The 25016-nt window shown below is 59.2% G+C and carries 21 protein-coding genes, 2 tRNA genes and 1 rRNA gene; 14 read left to right on the plus strand and 10 right to left on the minus strand.

What is annotated here, in order from left to right; translation table 11 throughout:
• Window positions 1–28: 28 nt before the first annotated feature.
• Window positions 29–1255 (plus strand): MFS transporter, encoded by a 1227-nt coding sequence (locus VMT30_00775; protein ID HVQ43486.1) that lies wholly within the window; start codon window positions 29–31, stop codon window positions 1253–1255.
• A 195-nt stretch (window positions 1256–1450) separates the two neighbouring features.
• Here the strand turns inward: VMT30_00775 and VMT30_00780 are convergent, their stop codons facing one another.
• Complete coding sequence (locus VMT30_00780) at window positions 1451–1858, minus strand: hypothetical protein (protein ID HVQ43487.1); 408 nt, start codon at window positions 1856–1858, stop codon at window positions 1451–1453.
• A gap of 261 nt (window positions 1859–2119) precedes the next feature.
• Between VMT30_00780 and VMT30_00785 the strand changes: the two genes are divergently transcribed.
• The 7 genes from VMT30_00785 (at window position 2120) to VMT30_00815 (ending at window position 7203) form a co-directional block, all read left to right on the plus strand.
• Window positions 2120–2196, plus strand: a tRNA-Ile gene (locus VMT30_00785).
• A gap of 150 nt (window positions 2197–2346) precedes the next feature.
• Window positions 2347–2422 (plus strand) — tRNA-Ala (locus VMT30_00790).
• A 72-nt stretch (window positions 2423–2494) separates the two neighbouring features.
• Window positions 2495–2734 carry a hypothetical protein gene (locus VMT30_00795; protein HVQ43488.1) on the plus strand — a complete coding sequence of 80 codons (240 nt, stop codon included), beginning with the start codon at window positions 2495–2497 and terminating at the stop codon, window positions 2732–2734.
• Window positions 2735–3600: 866 nt separating this feature from the next.
• Window positions 3601–4737 (plus strand): hypothetical protein, encoded by a 1137-nt coding sequence (locus tag VMT30_00800; protein ID HVQ43489.1) that lies wholly within the window; start codon window positions 3601–3603, stop codon window positions 4735–4737.
• 45 nt (window positions 4738–4782) lie between these two features.
• Window positions 4783–5643, plus strand: coding sequence for a DMT family transporter (locus VMT30_00805; GenBank protein HVQ43490.1), 861 nt, complete (start codon window positions 4783–4785; stop codon window positions 5641–5643).
• A 150-nt stretch (window positions 5644–5793) separates the two neighbouring features.
• Window positions 5794–6855, plus strand: a complete 1062-nt coding sequence (locus VMT30_00810; GenBank protein HVQ43491.1) for a hypothetical protein — start codon at window positions 5794–5796, stop codon at window positions 6853–6855.
• A gap of 186 nt (window positions 6856–7041) precedes the next feature.
• A complete protein-coding gene (locus tag VMT30_00815; GenBank protein HVQ43492.1) occupies window positions 7042–7203 on the plus strand; it encodes a hypothetical protein in 162 nt (53 codons plus the stop codon).
• A 65-nt stretch (window positions 7204–7268) separates the two neighbouring features.
• On the opposite strand, the gene VMT30_00820 is transcribed toward VMT30_00815, so the two are convergent.
• Window positions 7269–8564: an endonuclease Q family protein gene (locus VMT30_00820; GenBank protein HVQ43493.1), complete on the minus strand. Its 1296-nt coding sequence runs from the start codon at window positions 8562–8564 to the stop codon at window positions 7269–7271.
• 64 nt (window positions 8565–8628) lie between these two features.
• Here VMT30_00820 and VMT30_00825 point away from each other — a divergent pair, with 64 nt between their 5' ends.
• From VMT30_00825 to VMT30_00850, 6 genes are all read left to right on the plus strand, one after another.
• Window positions 8629–8904, plus strand: coding sequence for a hypothetical protein (locus VMT30_00825; protein ID HVQ43494.1), 276 nt, complete (start codon window positions 8629–8631; stop codon window positions 8902–8904).
• A gap of 82 nt (window positions 8905–8986) precedes the next feature.
• Complete coding sequence (locus VMT30_00830) at window positions 8987–9565, plus strand: GNAT family protein (protein HVQ43495.1); 579 nt, start codon at window positions 8987–8989, stop codon at window positions 9563–9565.
• Window positions 9566–9761: 196 nt separating this feature from the next.
• Entirely contained in the window at window positions 9762–10991 is a 1230-nt protein-coding gene (locus VMT30_00835; GenBank protein HVQ43496.1) for a C39 family peptidase, read from the plus strand.
• 31 nt (window positions 10992–11022) lie between these two features.
• On the plus strand, window positions 11023–12534 hold the full coding sequence (locus tag VMT30_00840; protein HVQ43497.1) for a peptidoglycan recognition family protein: 1512 nt from the start codon (window positions 11023–11025) through the stop codon (window positions 12532–12534).
• A 114-nt stretch (window positions 12535–12648) separates the two neighbouring features.
• Window positions 12649–13479, plus strand: coding sequence for an ABC transporter ATP-binding protein (locus VMT30_00845; protein ID HVQ43498.1), 831 nt, complete (start codon window positions 12649–12651; stop codon window positions 13477–13479).
• Window positions 13479–15371, plus strand: a complete 1893-nt coding sequence (locus VMT30_00850; protein HVQ43499.1) for an ABC transporter permease — start codon at window positions 13479–13481, stop codon at window positions 15369–15371. The genes VMT30_00845 and VMT30_00850 overlap by 1 nt, the downstream gene beginning before the upstream one ends.
• A gap of 225 nt (window positions 15372–15596) precedes the next feature.
• Here the strand turns inward: VMT30_00850 and VMT30_00855 are convergent.
• The 8 genes from VMT30_00855 to VMT30_00890 all read right to left on the minus strand — a co-directional run bounded on the left by VMT30_00855 (window position 15597) and on the right by VMT30_00890 (window position 24960).
• Window positions 15597–17058 (minus strand): 16S ribosomal RNA (locus VMT30_00855).
• A 341-nt stretch (window positions 17059–17399) separates the two neighbouring features.
• The gene (locus VMT30_00860) at window positions 17400–18896 is read right to left on the minus strand and encodes a fibronectin type III domain-containing protein (protein ID HVQ43500.1); all 1497 of its coding nucleotides are present in this window, start codon (window positions 18894–18896) and stop codon (window positions 17400–17402) included.
• Window positions 18897–18965: 69 nt separating this feature from the next.
• Window positions 18966–19802, minus strand: a complete 837-nt coding sequence (locus tag VMT30_00865; protein HVQ43501.1) for a divergent PAP2 family protein — start codon at window positions 19800–19802, stop codon at window positions 18966–18968.
• Between the two features lie 66 nt (window positions 19803–19868).
• A complete protein-coding gene (locus tag VMT30_00870; GenBank protein ID HVQ43502.1) occupies window positions 19869–22061 on the minus strand; it encodes a hypothetical protein in 2193 nt (730 codons plus the stop codon).
• 162 nt (window positions 22062–22223) lie between these two features.
• Window positions 22224–22814, minus strand: a complete 591-nt coding sequence (locus VMT30_00875) for a hypothetical protein (protein ID HVQ43503.1) — start codon at window positions 22812–22814, stop codon at window positions 22224–22226.
• Window positions 22815–22878: 64 nt separating this feature from the next.
• Window positions 22879–23391, minus strand: coding sequence for a hypothetical protein (locus tag VMT30_00880; GenBank protein ID HVQ43504.1), 513 nt, complete (start codon window positions 23389–23391; stop codon window positions 22879–22881).
• 4 nt (window positions 23392–23395) lie between these two features.
• The gene (locus VMT30_00885; protein HVQ43505.1) at window positions 23396–24064 is read right to left on the minus strand and encodes a hypothetical protein; all 669 of its coding nucleotides are present in this window, start codon (window positions 24062–24064) and stop codon (window positions 23396–23398) included.
• Window positions 24061–24960, minus strand: a complete 900-nt coding sequence (locus tag VMT30_00890) for a hypothetical protein (GenBank protein HVQ43506.1) — start codon at window positions 24958–24960, stop codon at window positions 24061–24063. Before VMT30_00890 ends, VMT30_00885 begins: the two co-directional genes overlap by 4 nt.
• Window positions 24961–25016 lie beyond the last annotated feature (56 nt).

Genomic DNA, 25016 nt, shown 5'->3' on the forward strand with positions numbered 1-25016 from the left:
GAACCCGCCTTCGAAGGCCTGGTGCCCGTTGAATCCACATGTCCGCAACCTCCGCCTGCTCCAAAAGATCCGCGGCCTGAACTCCGTCAGCCCGTTCGTTGGCTACGCCGTCCCGTGGCTCAGGCAAAATCAGCTCAGCCTCAGCCAAATCACGGCCCTCCAAGCCATCGCCGGGCTCGCGGCCGCGCTCACGCTCGTTCCCACCGGCTACTTCGCCGACACCTTCGGCCGGCAACGCAGCATCATCATCGGCGGCCTGAGCTGCCTCATGGGATTCGTGCTCTATGCCGCCGGCGGCGGCTTCGCGGTCTTCGTGGCGGCCCAGATCCTCATTGCCATCGGAGCCGCCTTCATCAGCGGCGCCGACGACTCGCTGGCCAACGACAGCCTCGAAGCCTCCGGCCATGCCGCTCAAGCCGAGGACGCCTATCACCGTTATCAAAGCACTTTGATGGGCATCGAGGGCGGCGTGGAAGCCATCGGTGCCCTCACCGCCTTTGGCCTCGTGTACTTCGTCCATGCCGACCTGCGCACACCCATGGTCCTGCAGGTTCTCGTATATGCCTGGTTGACCGCCGAGGCCTTCCGGCTACACGAAGAACCGCCTCGGGCCCGTAGGTCGACAGCCGGCTGGAGCGACCTGCGCGCCACCCTCGCCGAATGCTGGAACAACCGCGCACTCTGGTGGCAATTGTGGTTTGCCATGGCCATCGGCAGCGCCACCCACACCATGGTGTGGCTCACTCAGCCATACTTCGGGGCAGCCCACATCGGCGCGGTGTGGTCGGGTCTGCTATGGGCGGGGCTCCTGGCATCACTCGAACCCTCTCGGCGTCTGGCCGAACGCCGGCGCCGGCGCGACCAGCTCACAAGCCCCGCCAAGCCGGGGCTATGGCGCGATTGCCGAGATCTCGTGGTCATCACCACCGCCACCTACGCGCTCCTGTCGGTGCTCGCCCCGTCACCACTCACCATTGCGCTAATCCTGGCGTTTTACTACGTCCGGGCCGCTCAGTACCCGCTCAACGCCGACCGCATCCGGCGCCTCGTCCGACCCGACCGGCTGGCCACGTTTTCGTCCGTGCGCACCATGGGCGAAAATCTCGTCTACGCCGCCCTCGTCTGGCCACTCGGAATCATCGCCGACCGCTCGTTACTCGGCGCCCTGTGCGTTTCCGGTGTGGCCTACCTCGTCCTGGCCGGCCTCGGCGTCCTCATGCTACGCCGATACCTGCTGCACCCAGCTCAGCCCTGACCCGTCCGTCCGGTCCGGCCGTCGTCATGACGGCCGGACCCCTTTCAATCCCACCCCAAAAACGAAACACGCCCACTTGGTTAAACCAAATGGGCAGGCAGACATCAGACGCGGACTTGCCGCCCAACCCCTGGCGGCGGACAGTGTTCCTGCCCGCCGCCACACCAGGCGGTACCGAAGCAATGGAGACAAACGTCAGACGGGAGGTAAAGGCGTAGGCCACGCGGGGCCTTTCTCGATACCCCGGGAACCGGGCGCCAGAACACCAGCCGAAAGAAGCTGGATCACCACCGGCATGACCTCCCCCTGGAGCCGCTCGAGATCGCTGAGCTGGCATTGCAGGGAACGAAGCTCGTCCTTGGCATCCAGATAGCCCGGCGCCGTCCGGTAAATGATGGCTTCTGCCATCGTTACCCTGCTTCGCAGTGAGCAGTCATCGAGCAACCGCCTGATGCGATCCGCCAGCTCCTCGCGACCCGTCGCCGGACCATTGAGTGCGCTGCACACGGCTGCCCACAGGTTCGCCGGCAGGCTCACCTTTTCCGGCTGAGCCGGGACTGACTCTGCACCAACGAAGGCCCGATGTGGCTCGACCATCGTCATGCAATCACGCCCTTTCGGACTAGGTCCCGAAATTCTCGGGAGACTTTGAGAGTACTGGGACGCCCCTGACGTCCTTGGAATATTATCGTACGCCGGTTATGCCTTTTCGTCAATATTCACAAAAATTCCAACCCCGCATCACCTAAGAACCAGATTCTCGTTCATAAAATCGCCCAATGACTTTTATGCCACCACATCACTTGCTCGCATCACCAAATTATGCTTAAATATTGAAGTTAATCGTACCATCATTGCCCTCGCGGGCTTGTAGCTCAGCTGGTTAGAGCGCGTCACTGATAATGACGAGGTCGCAGGTTCGAGTCCTGCCAAGCCCACCATGCAATTTTAATTTTCCCTATTACGAACTGGCGCCTAGTGGGTAGTGCAAGGAGAGGCGAGCACCGGAGTGAAACGTACTCAGCCGTACGTTGAGCGAGGAGCGCAAGACTCGACACCGCAATACGCGCTAGGCGCCAGTTCGTTTCCCTGGGGCATTAGCTCATTTGGTAGAGCGCCTGCTTTGCAAGCAGGAGGTGGCCGGTTCGAGCCCGGCATGCTCCACCAAGGATTTATCAACAAAAACGGCTTCCAGGAGCCGTTTTTAAGTTGCTTGCCCCAACGTAGTATACTTTTGTCATGAACCGGAAGCTTATCGAATTTGCTGGCTGGTATGGCACCGTCGCCATTGTACTGGCTTACGCGTTGGTAAGTTTCAAGATAGTTGCAGCAGACAGTGCACTCTATCAGTTGCTGAATCTAACCGGAGCGGCTGGAATAATCGCAATTTCGGCGCTAAAAGGAGTCAAGCAATCTGTTGTCTTAAATGGGTTTTGGGCAGCAATTGCTCTCGTTGCACTTGCCCGTATCGTTTTGTAGCAGGTAAATTAACCGCGGACAGCCCTCCTCAGCTCATCTCCGGACACGCAGCTCTCTCATGGATGAAATATCAAATGATAGATCTGCCAATCTGCTTGCTCGAGCTACTCGGCGTTCCGGCCGCCGCCTGGATATTGGGCGGAAACCCCCTGCGATGGCCGATCATGATAGTCTTTGCAGTCATCGGGATAAGCGGCGGGCTGGCGCTCATCGCTATTGGGATTGGCATGGCTAGAGCAATCAGGGCCGAGTCAAAAGCAGGGTACACGACATTATTTGACCCACGAAAGAAGCATTTATGGCAACTCGATCCACAGACGGGCGCCGCGATTAGCAAACCCCTATGAGCAGCTCCTCTTCCACTCCCCGCAAAGTCATATTGTCCGCCTACCGGATGTTCAATCGAACCGGATGGGTGATGCTGTTAGCGTATTTAAGTGGAGTCACACTCCTGCCGACCGGCGATAGAGGTTCTTCAGTGTGGATTTACGGCCTAAGTTTTCTAGGTGCGGCCGGACTCGTCCGAACCATTGACGAATACCAGCACCCTCAGCCGCTTGACCCGCGAACGCTCCTTCATCGATCAGTCTTCTTGAAGCGGCTAATCACCGCCCTCATCATCTTTACGCTCGGACCCTGGCTCTTCTTCAAATGGAACCACCTACCAGCCGAATTACCCTGGCTCGCCTTGCTCTGGGGAGCGGCGGCCCTGGTTGGCCTTCTACGGTCAACTGTCCGCACGCGGAAATGAGCTTAGGACTAATCGTCAATTTGACGAATAAGCTTCCCTTGTATTTGAATCTTTGATTAACCAGTCACAAGGCTCTCATCTGATATAATCCTCGTACGAATGAAAGCTATGTCGCATGCCCGAAGGGATAGGTCCATCACCCGAATTTGACGCTAGTGAGGCACGGGAACTGGGACTCTCCAACTCTGAATGGATGCGCGCGCGTTGGACCGGCGAACTACCCGCAAATGCAGAGGCCATCCTGCACAAGCGCTTTATAGATCAAACGACTCCACGAGAACCAAGGCACTCGGATACTGAAGCGCCCACGGCGCAAGTGGAATTCACCGATTTCAATGCCTATAAGTCTTGGTCCATGAGTCAATTAACAGCAATTGGGCAAAATCAAGCAAGCGAGCCGACAGCTGGAGCTGAATATGGTGCCACGCTTCACCAGGCTAGTACGTGGGCAAAGGCCTCAAAGCCATTCAGCCTTGAGATTATGGGAAATCCAGATATAGCAGGGGCGGCTCAAACCGCAGTAAGGGACATAGAGGCACGCCTAGATAATGAGGCGTCCGAACCTGATGCGGTAGCGAATTTAATAGATGCCGAGGCATTCGTATTGGATGCCGCAATGCAGCCCGACAGCCCTATCCGTACAAGGCTCAAGTCGGTGGCTGCCATGGGGAATGTCGAGCTCCTTGGCAAACTCATCGGACGCGATACGCCGGCTGGGAATTTGGCCACCTACGCATTCATAAGCGACTATCCCGGCTCAACAGCAAGCCCAGTGAAGGCATTCGAGGCTGTTCAATCAATAGTATTACCCTTGGCGCAAAGAATTAAGACAACTATCGAGCGAGGTGGCCTTGAAGCGGGCTCCCTCGAGCTACGCTGTCTCAACTCGATAGCAGGCGACGCGAACGCCCAGCCGGAAGTACGCGAGCATCTGGAAGCGATTGGGTATGATAGCGCTGTCGCTGTCGCCCAGGTAGTATCTGGGTTGAGCCACGAAACCGAGAAAATTGAGGGTGGCTACCCATCTCATGGCTTGGCTCGAGAGATTCTCGAAACCATTAGTGACTTGTACGCCTTAGGTGGCGCCCCGGGTCCAAAAGAAATACCGGCGGAACTGCAGGCTTTTCTAAGGAGGCTATACCGGGAAAAGGTTACCAAATATAGTACAACGAATCAGTTAAATTCCTTGCACAATAGCTTTTTGAAGCTAGCTGACGAATTGGGTATAGATAAAGATGCCATTATCAACTGAGGACGCGATCGCAGCTAGAGCCCGCCTATCCGCTATACTAGCGGTATGATCCTGCCCCTCTCCATAGCCCTTGGGCTCATCTCCATGCTCGCCTACGGATTTGCCAATGCATATTCACAACCCCTTTCGAAGAGCCTCGGAGCCGCCCAAACACTGTTTTTGCGCGGCTTAACCATTGTCGCAATTTTGACGATTGCGGCTCTCCCAAGCCTTATGCAACCTCACAGCTGGGTTGTAATGCTCGCCACCGTCGCCCTCGGAGTAGCCGGGTACCTCCCGGTATTAGCCTTCACTCACGGCATCAAGATCAGCCGTCTCGGCATCGTCGCCCCCATTGCCGGCACCTCGCCACTCATCACCGTCTTGCTCGCGTACATATTTCTCCATACCAGTATTCACACCCTCCAATGGGTGGCGATTGTAGTCATCATCGTAGCCAATGTCGCCGTCTCAGTGGATTTCAAAAACTGGCGGCAATCCAACCTGCTCCAACGCTCCAGCGGCATCCCCTACGCTCTCATTGCCACCGTCGGCTGGGGGCTGTTCTATTTCTTTCTCGTGTCCGTCACCACAACCCTCGGTCCCTGGCTATCGGCCTTGCTGGTGGAAATCGGCGTCACCGTAGCCGCCGGCGTCCATCTCTGGCTGTCGCGCCGCCCCATCCCGCTGCGCGACGCTCTCCGGACTCCGGTAATCCTCAACGCGGCGTTAATTTGCACCGGCACCGTCGCCTTCACCCTCGGCGTCCGCTACTTCAACGTTGGCATCGTGGCCGCCCTCAGCAACTCCACGGCGCTCATTTCGGCCCTGCTCGGTTCATTCATGTTCCACGAGCGCCTCACTCGGCTAGAGAAGGGCGCGGCTGCAGCCATGATAGTAGGCGTAGCCATCATCGCCCTGGCCTAACATTTGCCGAACCTTCAACATGCTATAACTAATTTGTGGGACACGCGAAGCACCTATTCGCGTACCAAGAACCGCCCTCGAACCGCTCCGAAGGGAGCCCAATGCCCAGGTCCACCCGCCCCCTACTAGCAAGCAAGGCTTGCCGTAACGGTGGCAGCCGCCGGCCTCCTCGCCGGCTGCAGCACCACCACGATTCCGCCGGACGACAACAACGCTTGCCCGGCGCCAGCAGCCCTCGCCGCGCCATGGAAGGTATCCGCACCTCCCTCTGGCGTCGGCCACAATGTCAAGACGGTCGGGATCGGCACGTACTTCGTGAAGCAGACCAGCCAGGAAATCACCAAGCGGCTGGATCTTCTCGCACGCGAGCACATCACCGAAGTCAGGTTCGATGTGCCGTGGTACCTCATCGAGACCAGCAGCTGCCGCTACGACTGGAGCGACCTCGACCTCGCCATGCGGGGTCTGGCCGAGCACAACATCAGCGCCCTGCTACTCGTGGCCTACGCGCCGAGCTGGGAAACCGGCGATCCCGCGTGCAGCCGTCGCGCCAAAAACCCGCATTGCGCTCCAGGCAAGCCAGGCCACGCCGGCCAAAACCAAGGCGCCGCCGACTTCGGCCGCTTCGTCGGCGCTCTGTGGTCACGATACAAGAACTTCTCGCCCAAGCTTCAGCTCTGGAACGAAGCGCAGCGAAAGATCGGCCCAGCGCTCTACGCCAACATGCTTCGGGAGGCCCGCAAGCAGGCTCGGAACGCCTATCTCGTATACGGAGCCGATTTTCCTCCCCAAGCCAGCAACGACCCCAATCGTCCCGACCGGTACCTGGCAGCCGTCGACCAAGCCGGGGGCAAGGGCACCTATGACGCCGTATCGGTACATCCCTACACCACCCCGAACCTGCCGCGCCAGGGACGCAGCGGCAACAACGGCTGGGGCCAGATGTACCTCGTCCGCGACTACCTGGTAAGCCAAGGTGGAGCAGACATTCCGATCTTCATCACCGAGATCGGCAGCGACCAGACCCCTAAGCAGGCCCCCATCCTACGAGCCGCCATGAACCTGCTCGCCACTCCGGAGCACAACTACATTACAGCCCTCTACTGGTACGCGCTCACCGACGACCCACCGAGCGCCTTCGGCATTTTCACGGCACGCAAGGAGCCCAAACCCGTCGCCGCCGTAATCGCCGACTACAACCACCCCGCCTGACAAGATAACCCCGCTAGGCGGCCAGGAGCGGTCGGATCTCCAGCACAAAGATCCGACCGCTCCCACAAGCACCCTATCCACCGATCAAACCTTGCGCTCATCCCAAAAAAGCAACACAATAGTATTTCCCGCTCACCCGAGTGGGGCTCCTTTCGGAGCACAGTTCGCACAGAGGAGACCGTGGCTGTGAATGCCAAAAAAGCACTCACTTGGATCGGTATCGCTTTCGTGGTGTTTTTCGTCCTCAGCTCGCCCAATGACGCCGGCGGCGTAATCAACTCCGCGTTCCAGGGCATCGAGACGGCGGCCAACGAGCTGGCCAGCTTCGTCAAGTCGATCGCCGGCTAACGCCACCACCACGCCGCCTCTCTTACCGCCAGCCGATCCGGGCCCACTCCGGATCGGCTGGCCCCCTACAGCAAACTCAACTGGTCCAGCGTCTCCGCCCGCTCCGCCCCATCGCGAAACACTTTCACCACCCCAAACACGCCGTCATACCCCGGCTCCAAATACACATCACGACGGCGCATGCGCTCCACCGCCTCCGCCACCGGCCGGCTCACCGCCCGTATCTGCTCCACCGGCAGCCCGCGCAAAATCCCAAACTCCGGTCCCAGCGCCCGTATCAGCCGGTGGTATTCCTCCACCACCGCCCGGCCGCTCGCGCCCTTCACCCCGCGCAACTCCGCCAGCACCTCCCCCAGCGGAATAATATACTCCACCTGCTTCGCGCCCACCGGCTCGTACCCTTCCGGACGCTCCGGCGCCGCCAGCTCACCCACTCGATAATCCACACCCACCACCAGCGGCTTCCCGCATTTCGGGCACATCCCGCCGTGTGCCCGCGTCTCCTCCGGCGTAAACCGCACCCCACACACCCGGTGCCCATCGTAGTGATACTTGCCCTCCTGGGGAAAAAACTCAATCGTGCCCACCAGCCGTTCATCATTCGTCTTCATCGCCCCCATCACGGCCTCAAAGCTCAACTCCGAGCGCACCACCGTCGCCTCCCGCCCCAGCTTCCCGGGCGAATGCGCGTCCGAGTTCGAAATAATCGCCCGCCCGTCCAAATTCGCCACCCGCCAGTTCATGCTCGGATCGCTCGAAAGCCCCGTCTCCACCGCCCGCACCTCGCCCGCCAGCTCCCCGTACGCCTCCTCCAGCGAGTCAAATCCGCTCTTCGACCCAAACACCGCAAACCACGGCGTCCAGATATGCGCCGGCACATACAATGCCCGCGACTCCTCCTCCAGCACCAGTCGCAACAATTCTCGCGAATCCAAGCCCAAAATCGGCCGCCCATCCGCCTTCAAATTCCCAATCCGCTCCAGCCGCGCGTTAATCCGCCCCACCGCCTCAAAACTCGGCACTATCACCAGCTGATGCACCTTCCGCACCTTGCCACCCCGCGAGTAAATCGTGCTAATCTCCACGCTCGGCACAAACCGGATTACGTTCCCGCGTACGCTCTCCGGCAATTCCGCGTCTATCGGCGCGGCCAATTCCTCCCGCAACGCAAACAACCCCGCCTCCGCCGGCACCAGCTTATCGCGCAGCTCCAAAAACCACTCCGGGTGCGTAAAATCCCCGGTCCCAATCACCGAAATCCCCTTGATTTTCCCCCACCGGTACAGCCCTTCCAGCGTACTATCGCGGCTCGTCGCCCGAGAATAATGCGAGTGAACATGCAAATCAACCAATAATTCCATAGCCCTATTATGCCCACAAATCAAAACCACCCGCTAGGCACCCCGCGAATGCTATAATATGCTTATGTTTACCCTCTCCGGCCTCCTTATCGGGCTTAGCATGGTTGCCCTCGGCATTTTGGGCATCAAATTCACCTTCTGGATCCACAACGTCACCGGCCCGCTCGACTTTCTCGAGCGCTACACCGGCTCCGGTTCCACCTACGGCATCTACAAAATCCTGTCCGTCCTGCTCGTCATGATCGGCATTATCTGGGCCACCGGCTTCGGCCACAACGTGATGGACTTCATTTTTTCGCCCTTCGTCAACCTCTTTCGACCCGGCGGCTCATCGCAATAGCGCTTCGCTTGACGTCTCATGACCCAGCCTCCACACTAGGCACGACGATCGTTTCGTTGTTCCCCACCAGAGAGGACCGGCCATGCCCGCACGCGCTCTCCCTAGCTCGATCCCCCTCGACCCCGGCATGAACGCCGTACTGCGCGTCATCCAGCTGGAGGATGTCCCTGAGTTTTTCAAACTCATCCAGGCCCACCGCACGTACTTCGCTCAGTACGACACGTACATCAACACCGATCTGGGCACGCTCCAGCAGGTCGCCATTGAAATCGAGGCTGTCCTCGAGCGGCTCGCAGCCGGCACCAGCCTCACGCACGGCATCTGGGTGCAGGGCCGGCTTGTCGGCCGTTTCGGCGTACGGCTCGAGCCAGACACCCGCCGCGCCCAATTCAGCTACGTCCTGGCGCCACTCTGGCAGGGCTTCGGCCTCGTCACCCGCGCCGGCGAAACGCTGATGCGACACCTCTTCACCGAGCTCGGCTACCGAGAAATCCGCGCCCTCTGCGAGCCAGACAACGTACCCAGCATCGCCGTCGCCCGCCGTCTGGGCCTCACCTACGACGGCCAACCCCTTGTTGAACTGGAGTCCCCGCCCGGCGACGTGCGCCGGCTCATCCGCTACGCCATCACCGCCGAGCAGTGGCGCCAACGCCACCCTTGAGGCACCCGACAGCGACAAGCCCCACCCGGCCAGCTCATCGCAGCACGGCCGGGTGGGGCGCATTCAGATACACCTCCCTAAATCAAGATACAAATCTGGTAATAATTCGCCAGGCAACCCACCCGGATCTGCCAAAAAATCAGCTGCTTCTAAGCACTGTTCTCCATATAGTGAGCAACGTTAAGGTAGGAGTCCTATGAAAAGATTCAAACACAGTAGCCTCATGCTTGCTGCCGCCACCATGATGGCCGTCCCGCTCGCATCAGCCGCACCAACCACGGCTACCAATACATCACCCGTCACGTTCCATGCCTGGAACGGCTCAAGCCTGCTCAGAGGCGAATTTGATACCGGCGCGCAGTTTAGTATCTCGCAGGGCCGGCCAGGCCTCACCTTGCGACCCGGCAGCAAAACCGGCAGCTGGACCTCGCCCGTCTACGAATCCGCCGCCGTCGGTGATCTGGTAAGTTCATGGCAAGCCTCCACTCCCACAGGCACCTGGATCGAAACCCGTTTAAGCGTGCGGGCGGGTGGCCACTGGAGCCAATGGTATCAAATGGGCCAATGGGCGTCCGACGCCTCCACCATCCAGCGCACCAGCATCAATGACCAATCTGACGCCGACGGCACCATCTACACCGACACGTACGTAGCCGGCGACAACGGCCAACCCACCGCCTACCGCCTGCGCGAAATACTCCATAGCACTGGCACCGCGCGACCCATGGTGTACCAGATCGGCGCGACTACCTCCAATCTTACCGGCGCACCGCCCACGACTAGCGCCACGACTATGACGCACACAGTCGACCTCCCCGTTCCCCAATATTCGCAAGAAATCCACGCCGGCGAATACCCCGCTTACGGCGGTGGTGGCGAGGTCTGGTGCAGCCCCACCTCAACAGCCATGGTGATGGCCTATTGGCACAAAGGCCCCAGCGCCGCCGATCTCGCCACGCTCCCGGCCGATCCCACCTCAGGCGCCCACGGCCGCCCCGACCCCCAAGTCGACTGGGCCGCCATCCACACCTGGGATATCGGCTATGAGGGCACCGGCAACTGGCCGTTCAACACCGCCTATGCCTCGTCCTACGGTCTCGACGGCTCCGTCCGCCAGTACGCGTCGCTACGTGACATCGAATCATGGATCAAGCGCGGCGTGCCCATCGTAGTCTCCATCGCCTGGAACAACACCGACGCTAGCCCCGACAACGACCTCACCGGCGCCCCTATCGCCAAAACCGGCGGTCACCTCATGGTCGTGCGCGGCTTCACCGCCGCCGGCGACGTTATCGCAGGCGACCCAGCAGCCCCAGCCAACAGCTCCGTCCGCCGCGTCTACCAACGCTCCCAATTTGAGCGCGACTGGCTAAACGCCTCCACCGGCACCACCTATGTCATCAAGCCGTCAAGCATTCGCGGCTAGTGCCCAAATAGAGCTTCACAGAGGTATAATTATGACCATAGCCCCAGCCAGCTACATCCGGCTCGTGCTCGCAGTCACCCTGACCATCAGCGGACTGCTCGCACCCGCTATCTCATTCGCCAGTCCCCCGCCCGACCCAGCCCCCGCTACCAGCCTCCAGTTCAAGGCCAGCGGCAAAACCGCCGCCAGCAGCCTGCCCCTGCCCCAACTCCGCGCGCTAGCGGGACGAGGCGCCGGGCCCAGTGCAGCCATCACCCCCACCGCCCCCTCATTGCTCAACCCCCGGCCCGAATGCCCACCCGGCCTCACCTGCAAATTCGTACCCGCCGCCTACCAGCAAGATGACCCGGCCGACCCGAGCAATTACGGCAACTACGACCTCGCCAACCGGCCCAGCGGCGGCCTCCGCAGCCAACCCGGCGTCGGCCTGGCGATCAACAGCGTGGTCATCCACGACACCGAAGGCTCCCTGGCCAACACTCTAGCCGTCTTCCAAGACCCCACCCAATACAGGTCGGCCCACTATGTCATTGACACCGACGGCACCGTCTACCAAATGATCCAGACCAAAAACGTCGCGTGGCACGCCGGCAATTGGTATGTCAATGAACATTCCATCGGCATTGAGCATGTCGGTCACGCCGCGCAGGGCGGCACCGAATACACGCCGGCCATGTATCGCTCCTCGGCTCTGCTGGTGCGTTACCTCGCCTCCCGCTTCAACATTCCGCTCGACCGCCAGCACATCGTTGGCCACGACAATGTCTCCGCACCCATACCTGGTCTCATGGCCGGCATGCACTACGATCCAGGCCCCTTCTGGAACTGGCAGTACTACCAAGCGCTCCTTGGCATCCCCGTAGTACCCACCGCCGCTCTCGGCAGCCCGCTCGTCACCATCGCCCCCAATTGGCCCATTAACCAACCGCCCACCATCGGATGCGCCCCCGACGGCAGCAATTGCGCGCCGCTGCCCAAACAACCAGCCAACTTCGTCTATCTCCACACCGCGCCCAGTGACACCGCGCCGCTCCTGAGCGATGCCGCCTTGCACCCCGACGGTAGTCCCGGCACCATCCACATCGATGATTGGTCCGCCACCGCCGCCTACGGCCAGCAATTCGCCCTCGCCGACCACCACGACGACTGGACCGCCATCTGGTACGCCGGCCAAAAAGCCTGGTTCCGCAACCCCGCCCAAATACTCGCCGCTCTGCCCACACGAGGCCAGCTCATCAAACCTCGAGCCGACCTCGCCAGCATTCCCGTCTACGGCCGTGCCTATCCCGAAGCCGCCGCTTACGCTGGCAAGCAGGTACCCGTGCAGGCCATCATGCCCATCCAGTACACCATTCCGGCCGGCCAAGCCTACGCCACCACCGGCCCCGTGCCCACCGATTACTACTGGTCCTGGTACATCGATGCTTCGTTCAACCCCGATGATCACACCGTCATCGTCGGCACCGAGCGCTACTTGGAAATCCAGCTCGGCCACCGTACGGCCTACGTCAAAGCTAGCGACGTCGATATCTCGACCAACTAGACCATACACCCTCTGCCCCGGAGCACCAGACCAAAAGCATTAATGCAGTGCTGGTGCTCCGGATGGCCAAGGAGCCATAAATCAAATATCATAACCACAAGCGAAAAACACCCCGTGCCAAAAACCACCGCTCCAACCCCACCAGCCACCACCCTCGACGCCCACCTCGCGGCCGTCCTGGACGGATTTGGCGGCGACATCGATCGTATCGAACAAGCATTGCTGAGGCTCAAAGCCCAACGCCCGCCAACCACGACCAACCCCCAATCCAGCGGCCACGTCATCGTCGAGCTCACAGCCGTCAGCCGCCGGTACAAACTCGGCCGCGAGCGCGTAGGCGCCGTGCAAGACGTGTCGCTGCAAATCCACGCCGGCGAACTCATCGCGATCACCGGGCCGAGTGGCAGCGGCAAGAGCACCCTGCTCAACCTCATTGGCGCCCTCGACAAACCCGACAGCGGCACCGTAGAAGTAGACGATCAACTCCTAACCAAACTCAACGATCGCCGCCTGTCCGAATTTCGCAATCATACCGTTGGGTTTGTGTTCCAATTTTTCTACCTCCAACCATTCCTCAATCTCCGCACCAACCTGGAAGTCCCCGGTATGTTCTCTCGCCTCTCGCGGACCGATCGCGCCACTCGCATCCAAGAATTAGCCGAGGCCGTTGGCATCGCGGACCGACTCGAGCACCTACCCAAGGAGCTTTCAGGCGGCCAAATGCAGCGCGCCGCCATCGCCCGAGCCCTGCTCAATCGCCCCAAAATAATCCTAGCCGACGAGCCCACCGGCAATGTCGACCGTGCCAACGCTCGCGCCATCATTGCTCTCTTTTCCGAAATTCGCGAGCGTTATGGCACCACCATCATCATCGTCACCCACGACCCCGAAGTCGCCGGCGCCGCCGACCGCACCATCACCTTGCGCGACGGAAGGATCATCTAATGCTGGGTTTCCGCGACACGTTCGTCCTGGCCACCACCAAATTGCGCGTCCATCGCCTCCGATTAGCCGTCACCATCCTGGTAGCAGGCCTCCTATTCACCAGTCTAGTGGCTGGCTCTCTAGTAGTCCGCGGCACTACCCAAAGTCTTGAAACATTCTCGGGCGACGGCCTCCTACACCGATTCATCACCAATATCATTACTCCCTTCAATTACGACACCTACAGCGACCCCCGATACGTCGCCCGCACCGCCCAACTCGACACCATTCGCCTAGCCGCCCAAAGCGCCGCCGCCAAGCGACTCGGCCTTGAATTCGACCCCAAGACCGCCGCCAAGGGCGTCAGTGAACCCGGCGGCCCCAGCGGCACAACCAAAAGCATCAACATCAATGAACCCACTGCCCGCCAAGCCTTTCTCGAACTCACCCCCGACACCATGCAGCAAAATATCGCCGGCATCGCCAAAAAATACCACGCCACCGCCACCTACGAAAGCACTTCGCTAGGCTTCTCAGCAATCGGTCCCGACCAATACGGATTCTCTATTATCACCGGCGGCCAGGAACAAAGATCCGAAAACCCCGGCTTTAACGCCGGCCAAGATCCCATTCTGTCCTTCCAAAACCTACTTAGCGCTTTCGACAACAACCTACTAAAACCCTTCCTCCTCCCAGGCGTCAGCCTCGACGCACCTGCCGGAAAACCCGTGCCCATTCTAGCTCCCATCGGCGGCGCCGAAAAACTGCTCACCATCAAGCCCCTCTCCTCCAAAGCCTCGGCCAAAGCCCAAATCCAACGGCTCGACGAAATTCGCACCAGATCAAAAGATCTCGTTTTCGACGTCTGCTACCGCAACAAGGCCGCCCTCGACCTCCTCCGCACAGCCACCCAGCAAACCAACGAAATTGTCTCGCACAAAACCGACTCCACCTATCAAAAACCCTCGCTAATCTACGCCCCCACCAATCTCACCTGCCAACCCACCCACATCGCCAGCGACACCCGCACCGCCGCCGAACGCACCCAAGCCGCCAAGGAAGACCAATTTGCCCGCGAATTTGGCGCCGAAGCCCCGATCACGCAGCGCTTGTCGTTTCGCATCGTCGGCATACTGCCCAACCCCGGCACACTCGCCAGCGCCTCAGGTCCCCAGGCGCTGCTAGCCGGTTTCGTCACCACCTCGTTGGGCGAAGGCTGGTTCACTTCGCGCGAGGCAGCCACTGCCAATCCCGTCCTCGGGCCCATCGTCAGCGACCGCGTCAACAAGCTGGCAGGCATTCGCAATCTGTATCTTGAATTCGCCAACCGCACCGACCAAAAACACTTCATCGACGACAAAAACTGCAACCCCGAAAACGGCAATCCCGCCAGCTGCACCAAAGACAACAAGTTCCTCATCACCCCGTTTGGCAATCCGCTCGCATCGCTCTACGAAATCGGCCAAAAGTTGAATACATTTTTCCAAATCGCAATCGGTATCGTCGCCCTCGTATCGGCCATCATTCTCGTCGGCACCATCGGCAAAGTTATCGCCGACAGCCGCAAAGAAACGAGCGTCTTCCGCGCCGTCGGAGCCAAGCGCCTCGATATTGCCCAAATCTACCTCCTGTACGCCGGCATGTTAGCCTCCTTGGCATTCGGCGTAGCCCTCATCTTGGGCCTCCTCGTAGGCTGGTACCTCGAATCCCACTACAGCCCCGGCCTCAGTGCCGAAGCCGTCCTAAGCTTCAATACGCGCGACCTCACCAAAACCTTCCATGTCATTGGCTTCAACCTCGGCGATATGGCTATCATTTGTGCCTTCATCATCACAATCGCCCTGGCAAGCGCCATCGTGCCCATCCTCGCCAACCTCCGCCGCAACCCCATCAAGGACATGCGCGAAGAATAATATTGCCTCCGCAGCCATACAGTCAACGCAAACAGCCAGCTCAAAACGAGCTGGCTGTTTGTTTCAACTTGAAACCTTAATCGTGCAGTACAATGACCGACCTAGAAGTACCGCAGCTAACAATTCGCAATCACATCCTCCATTGCTGAAGGCAGATCAAACGAGGCAGTTAGTCTGGCCAGAGGTCGAGCCTCTGGGGCTCATTGCTGAGCCGTTTCTCCCTAGAAAGGAGGTGATCCATCCGCACCTTCCGGTACGGATACCTTGTTACGACTTCATCCCAGTTACCACCCCCGCCTTAGGGCCTAGAAAATAGGCACTTCGGGCGTTGGCGACTTCCGTGACGTGACGGGCGGTGTGTACAAGACCCGGGAACGTATTCAACGTGGTGTGCTGACCCACGTTTACTAGCAAATCCGACTTCATGGAGGCGAGTTGCAGCCTCCAATCCGAACTGAGACCAGTTTTGATGCGATTTGCTCCACCTCGCGGTTTCGCTGCGCGTTGTACTGGCCATTGTATGACGTGAGTAGCCCCAGGCGTAAGGGCCATGCCGACCTGACGTCATCCCCACCTTCCTCCCGGTTGGCCCGGGCAGTCTCGCATGAAAAATACAACATACGATAAGGGTTGCGCTCGTTGCGGGACTTAACCCAACATCTCACGACACGAGCTGACGACGGCCATGCAGCACCTGTCACTAGGCTCCCGAAGGCACTCCACCGTTTCCGGCGGATTCCTAGGATGTCAAGCCTGGGTAAGGTTCTACGCGTAGCGTCATATTAAACCACATCATCCTCTGCTTGTGCGGGTCCCCGTCAATTCCTTTGAGTTTTAGCCTTGCGGCCGTACTTCCCAGGCGGCATACTTATCGCGTTAGCTGCGTCTCACAGGGGGTCGATACCCCATAAGACTAGTATGCATCGTTTACGGCGTGGACTACCAGGGTATCTAATCCTGTTCGCTCCCCACGCTTTCGTACCTCAGTGTCAGAAGAAGCCCAGCAAGCTGCCTTCGCCATTGGTGTTCCTTGTAATATCTACGCATTTCACTGCTACACTACAAATTCCACTTGCCTCTGCTTCCCTCTAGCATGCCAGTATGCGATGCATCGATAGGGTTGAGCCCCACGATTTAACATCACACTTAACACGCCACCTACGCACGCTTTACGCCCAGTGATTCCGGATAACGCTTGGACCCTACGTATTACCGCGGCTGCTGGCACGTAGTTAGCCGGTCCTTATTCATATGGTACCGTCATAATCTTCCCATATAAAAGCAGTTTACAACCCGAAGGCCGTCATCCTGCACGCGGCGTTGCTCCATCAGACTTTCGTCCATTGTGGAAGATTCCTTACTGCTGCCTCCCGTAGGAGTCTGGGCCGTATCTCAGTCCCAGTGTGGCTGGTCAACCTCTCGATCCAGCTACCCATCGTCGCCTTGGTAGTCCATTACACTACCAACAAGCTAATGGGACGCAGGCCCCTCCCTAAGCGCATTACTGCTTTACCCTTGCGGGATTATGCGGTATTAGCCACCCTTTCGGGCAGTTATTCCCCACTTAGGGGTAGGTACCAACGTGTTACTCACCCGTCCGCCACTAAGCCCGAAGGCTTCGTTCGACTTGCATGTATTAGGCACGCCGCCAGCGTTCATCCTGAGCCAGGATCAAACTCTCCAAATATGCTACCGGATTGCTCCGACAGACTTGGGTTCGTTTGAGCTTGGCGCTCATTCAAAAAAATTTTTCGGTTCTTTGGTAGCTTGCGCTACCGAAAACTGATGTGCTCACGGCTTTCACCGTGGCACGGTAACCAACTTCCCGCTGACGGAAAAGTTGGCCACATCATTGCACTGCACGATTAATGATTTCAAGTTGCGTTGCCCCGAAAATACGGCCCGGAAAAACCGGGCCCTGAGTCAAAACAAATAGCTAGCTCATTACGAGCCTGCTATCCACAAGACCATTTCAAGACCAATTCATCTTACTAGATCAAGCGAGCAGTGTCAACGATTACAGACCGCCTACAAATTATAGTATTTAGAGCGGAGATAATCATTGTAATTCTGGCGCTGCGATTTGCGCAAAATCAGCACGAATACCCCAGCGATGAGCAGCAATATGAACACCACGATGGCAATAAAGCTGGGCGACAAGCCGTGGTGCACCGAGGCCAGCACCGCAATCGTAGTCGCAGACGTCTGGCTAAAATGCATGGTCGTGGTCTTGGCATCGTACACCGCGCCCTTCACCTCACTCTCGCCGCCGGAGCTATCCACGCTCACCGCGCTGGGCCGATCGTATCCCTTGAGCTTAGACTTGAGCGCAAAATTCCACGTCACCGGCTTGCTCAAATCGACGATCAGGTCACCCCCCGCGTTTTTGCACACCAACGAGTATGGCCCCGCCACCACCGGCCGATCAGCCGTCCCGAGCTTATTGGTCGCCGCCACCACCGTACACACCGCATTCTCCACCGGCAGCGCCCCCGCTGGTACCTCCACGCCCACGATCTGATCATCGCTCATAAAGGTCCCACCAGCCGAGTTGGCCGAGTTGGCCGCAAATCCACTAGTAGTAACGTCAGCCGCCACAACACCAGAAGTCCCTGCCGCACTCACCGCACTCAAACGATAGTAGTAGTGCACCCCAAAGCTCACCTTGTCATCACGATATTCCAACCCCGCCAGCGCATCACCCAGCGACGTCCAAGTGTTCCGATCAATCGACCGCTCCAGTTTATACGACACCCCCGCTGCCGTATCGGCTGGCGCCGCCCAGCTCAGCATGACCACCGCGTTACTCGCCACGGCCAGCGCCTGGAAATTGCCCGGAGCCCCTTGCGGCGTCGCCGGAGCCGGCGTGGGCGCCGGCCCGCCCGTCACGGGCACCGACGTGGGCACCGCGGACGGCTTGGGCGTCGCGCGCACCGGCGTCGGAGCCGGCTTGGGGGTCGGCGCCGCAGTCGGTGCTGGTGTCGGCGCGGCGGTCGGTACGGGCGTCGGCGTGGGCGGCACCGGCTGATAGATCCACCGCATATGATACGTATGATTGGGGAAAAACTTAAAGGTGCGCGACGAACCACCCAAAAGATTCGAAGTCTGCGGATTAAAACCGGCGCACGTATCCTGGCACACCGTCGAACCCTTCACCGTGTAGCCCCCCACCGTCACCGGCGCTACGCTTACCACATAATCCTCACCCCCCGAGATCGCCGCCCGTCCCAAAAAATAAAACGGATTAGCCGCACTCGCGGCGGCGGCGCCACTTGAAACCCGCTTCACCGTCACGGTGGCAGTACTAAATGGTCCCGTGGTAGTACCACCATACGTCCCCCCACCCGAGTTCAAAATCTTGACGCCGTCCAAATCCGCCGTCGTCGTACTAGCCGCATACGACAAGAAAGCCGGCGTGGCAAACCCAACGGCGGCCACAAAAATTGCCCCGAGCGCAATCCGAACCCGCGCGCCATTGCGCCTCGCCTCTAACAGATGGTGCTCAAAATGATACTGATGGGCCATGGTATCTACCAGTATAACCCACGCCGCTTATGTTCGGACGAGGCGCTCCCAAAAACGGCAGCCGCTGTACTAGCGCGATTTACGGCCAAAATTAAGCCACTTCTGCTTGCGAGCGTGATTGGCCTCGGCCGCCAAACCAGCCGGCACTTCCTTGGCCGATCCCGTCAGCAACCAAATCCCCCACACCACCCCAACCACCATCATCAAGAGGGGCCAGAGCCGCCACGACAGATAGCTCGCACGCTCATAGGCAAACAAGCACGTCGCCAGCCCTATCCAACCCACCGTCTGCGCCGCCACAAACACCCGCGCCCGAAAACGCTTCATAACCGTCGATTTGCGATACTTACGTGCCAGCACCACGCGCAAAATCAACCCTCCAACCACCAAGGCACCAAACACCACCAGATAGGCCCATAATTCGTACCGCACCGGCAAAACCCGCACAAACGTCCCGAACTTGCCCAAATGGTCATAATTAAACAACATCGCCAATGCCACACCCACGGCCGCACCCACCGTCACCTCGCGCGGCTGATGACCCAAAATCTCCCGGATACGCGGCGGCGGCTCGTCGAGCTTAAAACGGTTTCGGTCGAGATTTTGCAGCAGCATATTGAGCGCCATGGCCTGCTCACCCGAGGAGCGCCGTACCCCAAACGAATCGTACATCACGATCACGGCCAAAATCGCCGTCAATCCAAACAGGTGACTACCCGCACCATCCACCAAAAATGACGTGGTAGCAAGCGAAGTCACAACCGCCGAATGAACGCTCGGCATACCGCCCGAGGCATAGAGATACCGGAAGTCGATACGGCCCTTCATGGCCTCGATCGCAAACTTAGCGACCTGTGCTACCGCCCATGTAGCGAGCGGAACAGCGATATAGGGATTGTAAACCACCTGGCTTCTCCTGATACAGTACGCCTATTGTAGCGGTTTTTCGGCCTCAACAACAGATAGGTTAAATTATCGCCGCTTAAGTTTGCGATCAATGGTGGCAAGCGCCCCCGCCACCAGCATCACGAGCGCCGAGATGATAAACATGAAGCTCATGTTTTTGGCCTTGGTTTCAGCCAACACTGCCTTGGGCGAAGTTTGCGCCGCCGCCGTTAGCACCGTGCCGTTGCCGCCTGCTGTCACCTGGGTCGCCGCACCAGCCACCGCACCGCCGCTACTACCCGCCACCAGTGGCTTCACAAACGCCAGCAGGCCCACCGCCGGCACAGCGGTACTGGGCGCCGACGACGACGCGGTTGCATTCATAGACGCCTTGCCGGCCTCGGTCGAGAATCCGCCTGCCGCCGTGTCGTTGTTGACGTCACCGGTCCAGTCGCCAAAGACGTTGATCACGAGCACCCCAAACCAGTGCTTCACGTTGAGAACCGCGTTAAAGAAGTTGGCCACACTCGAATTAGCCGAGGCATCACCGGTCGTCACATTGCCCACACCCGTGTTGTGATCCACATTGGCATCGCCGCTCTGTGCGTTCACGTTAACGTTGTTGGTAATGCTGCCGGTAGCATTTTGGTTGATCGTGACGTCCGAGCCGTTGTTTACGTTCACGGCGTTGTTCGAACCAGCACCGGTGTCGTTGATCCCCACGTTGGCGTTGCCGGTAAGCAGCGCAGTCTGGGTGCTACCCGTACCGGGCAGGGTCATAATTTTGCCCACCCAGTGGCCCAACACGTTCACCATCACCAGCACTGCATTGTCGCCAAAAATAGTGTTATTGGCCAGGTTAAACAAGCTCTGGGTCGTGGAAGCGGCGCCGGTCTGCACATCGCCCACGCCCGTGTTGGCATCCACGTTCGCCGCACCCGTACCGGCTGTGGTCGAGATATTGTTGTTTACTCCATTGGTGCTTGTGCTATTGATGGTCGTCGAGCCACCATTATTGATGTTCACCTGGTTGTTCGAATCTGGCCCCGTACCCCCGATGCCCACCGTTGAAGACGTCAGCAGCCCATTCAGGAACCCATCCGGAAACAGGATGTCACCGTTGAGGTTGCCAAGAATGTTAAGCACTCCGAAAAACGAGCTCCCAGAGCTAATAAACGAGTTGATGAGGTTAATAATATTCACTTCAGCCGCCGCATTCCCCGTACCCACATTGCCAGCCAAGGTATTGCCAGACACATTCGCGTTACCACTTTGCGCGTTCAGATCGACATTGTTGGTAATATTACCCGAGCTCTGGGCGTTAACATTAAGCCCACCCGGGTTGTTCACGTCCACCGTATTATTCGAACCCGAACCCGTACCGTCAATATTGACGTTCGTGCCGCCCAGTTGGCCACCCCCGCCCTGAACCGTCTGCGTGGGGTTGAGCGTAATATCGCCGGTGTGAGGCGCAAAGAACGTCTGCATAAAGAAGCTCAAATTGCCGTTCGACCACGACCAAGCCGAAGCCAACAGGTTGATGAGGTTGGCCACCACCGTGGCCGCACCGGTTGAGGTATTACCCACCTGCGTATTGCTCGTAGCCGACGCGTCACCGGAAGCCGCATTGCTCTGCAGCGTGTTAATCACGTTCACCAGGCTTGTGAAATCAAACCAACTCTGGCCGCCGCCCGCCGCGCTGGCCTGGGTAGCCGCACCAGCCCCCGCAGCACTAGCGCCCGCAGGCAGCAAAATGCCACCGCCACCGGTCGTGAGCAACCCAAGCGCCTTGGCCGTCTGGTAGTCCTGCGAACCCACAACCAGATCACCCAGCACGGTATGAACCACGTTGGGGGCCGTCAAATAGGTTGGGTTGCCGGCTGCCACCGACGCCGGAACGATCTCGTACCAGCTGGTGTGCTTATCAAAGTAATACAGCGGCGAGAGGTAATACCCCGTAGCCTTATCGCAGCTAAAGGTACTCTTATCGGCCGCCACCCAGACACGGCTCACCGTATCAAACACCCAGCTCGGGATCACGCCGCCGCACCCATCCGGACCAATGTCGGTAGATTTTTTCTTGGGCGTCGGAGTGGGCGTGGGAGTCGAGCTCGGCTCGGGCGAGGCCGAAGGCTCAGGCGAGGCGCTGGGGCTCGGCGAGGCCTCAGGCGACGGCGAAGGATTGGCCGACGGACTTGGCGACACCGACGGGCTCGGCGACGGTGTCGCGTCGTCTTCGGCCGCAGCCGCGGTCGTCCAGCCCAATTGAGCCACGATCATAAGCGCTGCTAACGTTGCTGAAAAAAATTTACGGTATCTCATGGGTAACTGCCTCTCCCCCTTTTACGATCTTACTAACGTGCTGGTCAGATAATTGCTGGGCAGGGAGCGCTAAGCGCTCCCTGCGGGAACCAAAACCCCCTGCAGGGTCAAATCACCAAACTAGTTGGTGAAGTTGACGACCGTGCTGGTGGTGCTGGTGTTCGCAGCACTACCCGTAGAAACGCCACCGGCGGTGGTGTTGTGAGAAGCGCTAGCGTTACCGCTCTGGGCACCCTGGACGGTAACGTTGCTCACCTGAGCCTCGTTCACGTTGGTGACTGTCACGTTGTGCTCGTTGTTGACGTGCACTTGGTTGTTCGAGTCAGGACCAGTGGTGCTCATGGTAACCACGGTCGGGTCGGCAGCACCCCAGCCAGCGAGAGCCGACAGGCCGGCGCCCATGCCGTTGTTCACACCGACGACCGTCGAGGTGGTGCTGACGTTCGCAGCGTTGCCCGAACCTACACCGCCAACGGTGGTGTTCTGGTGAGCCGAAGCATCACCCGAAGCGGCACCCTGGCCGGTGAAGTTGCCTACGGCAGCCACGTTCAGGTTGGTGCTGTCGAAGTTGCTGCTGTTGTGCAGGACAACTTCCTGGTTCGAGTCGGGGCCGGTGTGGTCGAACGTTACGGTGCTGGCGGCGGCGAAGCCGGCCATGCTTACGGTAGCCATACCAATGGCTGCGTAGCGGAGGATAGAAGTCTTAATCATTGTTAAGATCCTTTCGTTTAGTTTATGTAGGTCTTTAGTACCGGGCCCGAGGGCCCGCCGGTCACTACTGCGAAACGCTCACGTGATCGGCACCAGTACTAAAGATCGAAGTATTGTTGTAGCTCGAGGAACCATTGTTCGAGCTGTAGCTGGAGCCATAAACCTGGGTAACCCCTGAATTTGTGCCTCCGCTGGTTTGCGAGCTCATGTTGATTTCAACATTGCCGCTCTGGTTGTTCGAGGTATCCCCGCTGGTGCCACTGTCATTCGTGGTAATCCGAGTGTGTCCACCAGACACCTCAACATGGGCCTTACCGTTACCTGCCGGCACATCGGCGCTTCCATCCCTATCGGTTGGAACCTGTGTGCCGTTAACCGTGACCGTCGAGGCGGCGGTCGGTGCGGGCGACTCGGCAGTTTGGGCCTGGACCGTAGCTGAGTTAGCCCCAGTCACGGCCGCCTTTGAGCCCCGGCCGCCGGTCTGACCGCTGACCATCAAAGCCAGCCCCAACGTCACAACTCCCGCCGGCAGTACCCATTTGGCTTTTTTAATGTCCGTGAAACTCACCTTTTTCATCTCTCTATACCCTCTCTTCTCTTCGCCGGGCGTACCAGGCGCTGCCCAATGCTCCGAGCAAGCTCAAAAGCGTGGCTGTTAGCAGCATGGCGCCGGTGAAAAGACGTGAACCTTTGGCTAATGCCGCTGTCGGGGCCGCACCTTGCGGATGCCAAGCAGCCCGCAAAGCCGACACGTCCATAGGCACGGACGCGCCCACTGCGGGCAATGTCGCAGCGCCGGCACCAAGGCCGCCAACGGTCGAAGCGCCGAGGACACTACCGCCGCCGGTCGTCGAGCCGTTGCTCACTCCGCCAGTGCTACCGCTACCAGGGTTGGTGCCAGTACCAGGCCCAACCACGGGCGGCACGCCGGGCGTGTTCGAAACCCCAATCGTGGTAGTGGTGTCGTTGTTGTTCGAGGCATTACCCGACTGAACCAGACCGCCAACGCTGGTATTACTGTTGGCCGAAGCCCCACCGGACGTCGCTTGCTGAACATTTTCATTCGTCACCTGCACAATGTTCGTATTGCTCACACTTACGTTCGACGAATTGTCGATAACTACCTGTTGGTTCGAACCCGGACCGGTAGTACCGATCGAAACATTATCCGCGGCCAAAGCCGAACCGGAGACGCCAAAGGCCAAACCACACACCACCGAGGCCGCACCCAAATATCGTCGTACTATCATATGTATCTCCTCCTTTCTAAAAGCGTTGGGAGCACAGAAGTTAAGCTTTTCGTCTCTGACACCATAAAAATTGGGCTATGCGTTGACCGAATGGCCGTTACATAACCCAAGGGGAATGGTGTAGCGAAAAAAGTCTTTACCATGGCACTGGCCACATCGCTCCGAGCAGCATGAGCATAGCCGCCCTGCCGCATCCAGGTTCCGAATACCGATACTACCCGCCGGAGTGCGAGCGAGACCATCAGGGCCAATACCATCAAACTAACCACCAGCCCCACAGGAGCCGCATCCAGAGCAATCAAAAAGTACGGAACCACGCTACCAGCCAGCGTCAACGTAAGCCGTCCAAACACTCCCGTAGGCTGCTGCGGCGCCGGAACATTGCTGGGCTTTTGGGCTACTGCCGGCGCCGAAGGAAGCGCCGTCGCCAAATCTTCCACCACAGCCGGCCGGCCGGTAGTAATACGAGGCTGAATCGTCAATACGGCAGCATGATAACGAGCCGCGGCCGCCTGCCCGTCAGCACCCGAAGCCATCCCACCCCCGCCGGACGCAGCGCCACTACTCGTCGGCACGTTCACGGTAATCGTAGCCGGACCCTCATGGCTCGGCGCCGCCACGCCAGCATCGCCGTCGGACGGCTGAGTGGGCTGGACCGGATCGGGCACGGTCGCCGCCCCCAAACCACCACCCGATGCATCAGACTCTGGTTGCCCAACGACAGCTCCGTTGCCTAATCCCGGCGCATTATCAGACCCACCCGTCGGACCAGAAACACCAGGCGTTGACCCAGCACGCGGCTCTGCGCTCGCCCGGGGAGAATCATCCACGGCCAGCTTCACCAAGGGCACCTCAGCCGCACTCGCCTCGGCTTGGGTAGGAGTTTGAGAAATCACGCCTGCGCCACCATCGGCGGCGTACGCGCTACCACTCAAAACTACCGCCAAACCGC

The organism is Candidatus Saccharimonadia bacterium, assembly GCA_035544015.1.
Taxonomy (GTDB): Bacteria; Patescibacteriota; Saccharimonadia; order UBA4664; family UBA4664; genus UBA5169.

Excerpts from the sequence above, each read along its gene's own strand:
- VMT30_00885 (HVQ43505.1), bottom strand. The coding sequence starts at position 24,064 with ATGATAGTACGACGATATTTGGGTGCGGCCTCGGTGGTGTGTGGTTTG.
- VMT30_00800 (HVQ43489.1), top strand. The coding sequence starts at position 3,601 with ATGCCCGAAGGGATAGGTCCATCACCCGAATTTGACGCTAGTGAGGCA.
- VMT30_00840 (HVQ43497.1), top strand. The coding sequence starts at position 11,023 with ATGACCATAGCCCCAGCCAGCTACATCCGGCTCGTGCTCGCAGTCACC.
- VMT30_00880 (HVQ43504.1), bottom strand. The coding sequence starts at position 23,391 with ATGAAAAAGGTGAGTTTCACGGACATTAAAAAAGCCAAATGGGTACTG.
- VMT30_00825 (HVQ43494.1), top strand. The coding sequence starts at position 8,629 with ATGTTTACCCTCTCCGGCCTCCTTATCGGGCTTAGCATGGTTGCCCTC.
- VMT30_00870 (HVQ43502.1), bottom strand. The coding sequence starts at position 22,061 with ATGATCGTGGCTCAATTGGGCTGGACGACCGCGGCTGCGGCCGAAGAC.
- VMT30_00820 (HVQ43493.1), bottom strand. The coding sequence starts at position 8,564 with ATGGAATTATTGGTTGATTTGCATGTTCACTCGCATTATTCTCGGGCG.
- VMT30_00875 (HVQ43503.1), bottom strand. The coding sequence starts at position 22,814 with ATGATTAAGACTTCTATCCTCCGCTACGCAGCCATTGGTATGGCTACC.
- VMT30_00780 (HVQ43487.1), bottom strand. The coding sequence starts at position 1,858 with ATGACGATGGTCGAGCCACATCGGGCCTTCGTTGGTGCAGAGTCAGTC.
- VMT30_00860 (HVQ43500.1), bottom strand. The coding sequence starts at position 18,896 with ATGGCCCATCAGTATCATTTTGAGCACCATCTGTTAGAGGCGAGGCGC.
- VMT30_00795 (HVQ43488.1), top strand. The coding sequence starts at position 2,495 with ATGAACCGGAAGCTTATCGAATTTGCTGGCTGGTATGGCACCGTCGCC.
- VMT30_00835 (HVQ43496.1), top strand. The coding sequence starts at position 9,762 with ATGAAAAGATTCAAACACAGTAGCCTCATGCTTGCTGCCGCCACCATG.
- VMT30_00850 (HVQ43499.1), top strand. The coding sequence starts at position 13,479 with ATGCTGGGTTTCCGCGACACGTTCGTCCTGGCCACCACCAAATTGCGC.
- VMT30_00805 (HVQ43490.1), top strand. The coding sequence starts at position 4,783 with ATGATCCTGCCCCTCTCCATAGCCCTTGGGCTCATCTCCATGCTCGCC.
- VMT30_00830 (HVQ43495.1), top strand. The coding sequence starts at position 8,987 with ATGCCCGCACGCGCTCTCCCTAGCTCGATCCCCCTCGACCCCGGCATG.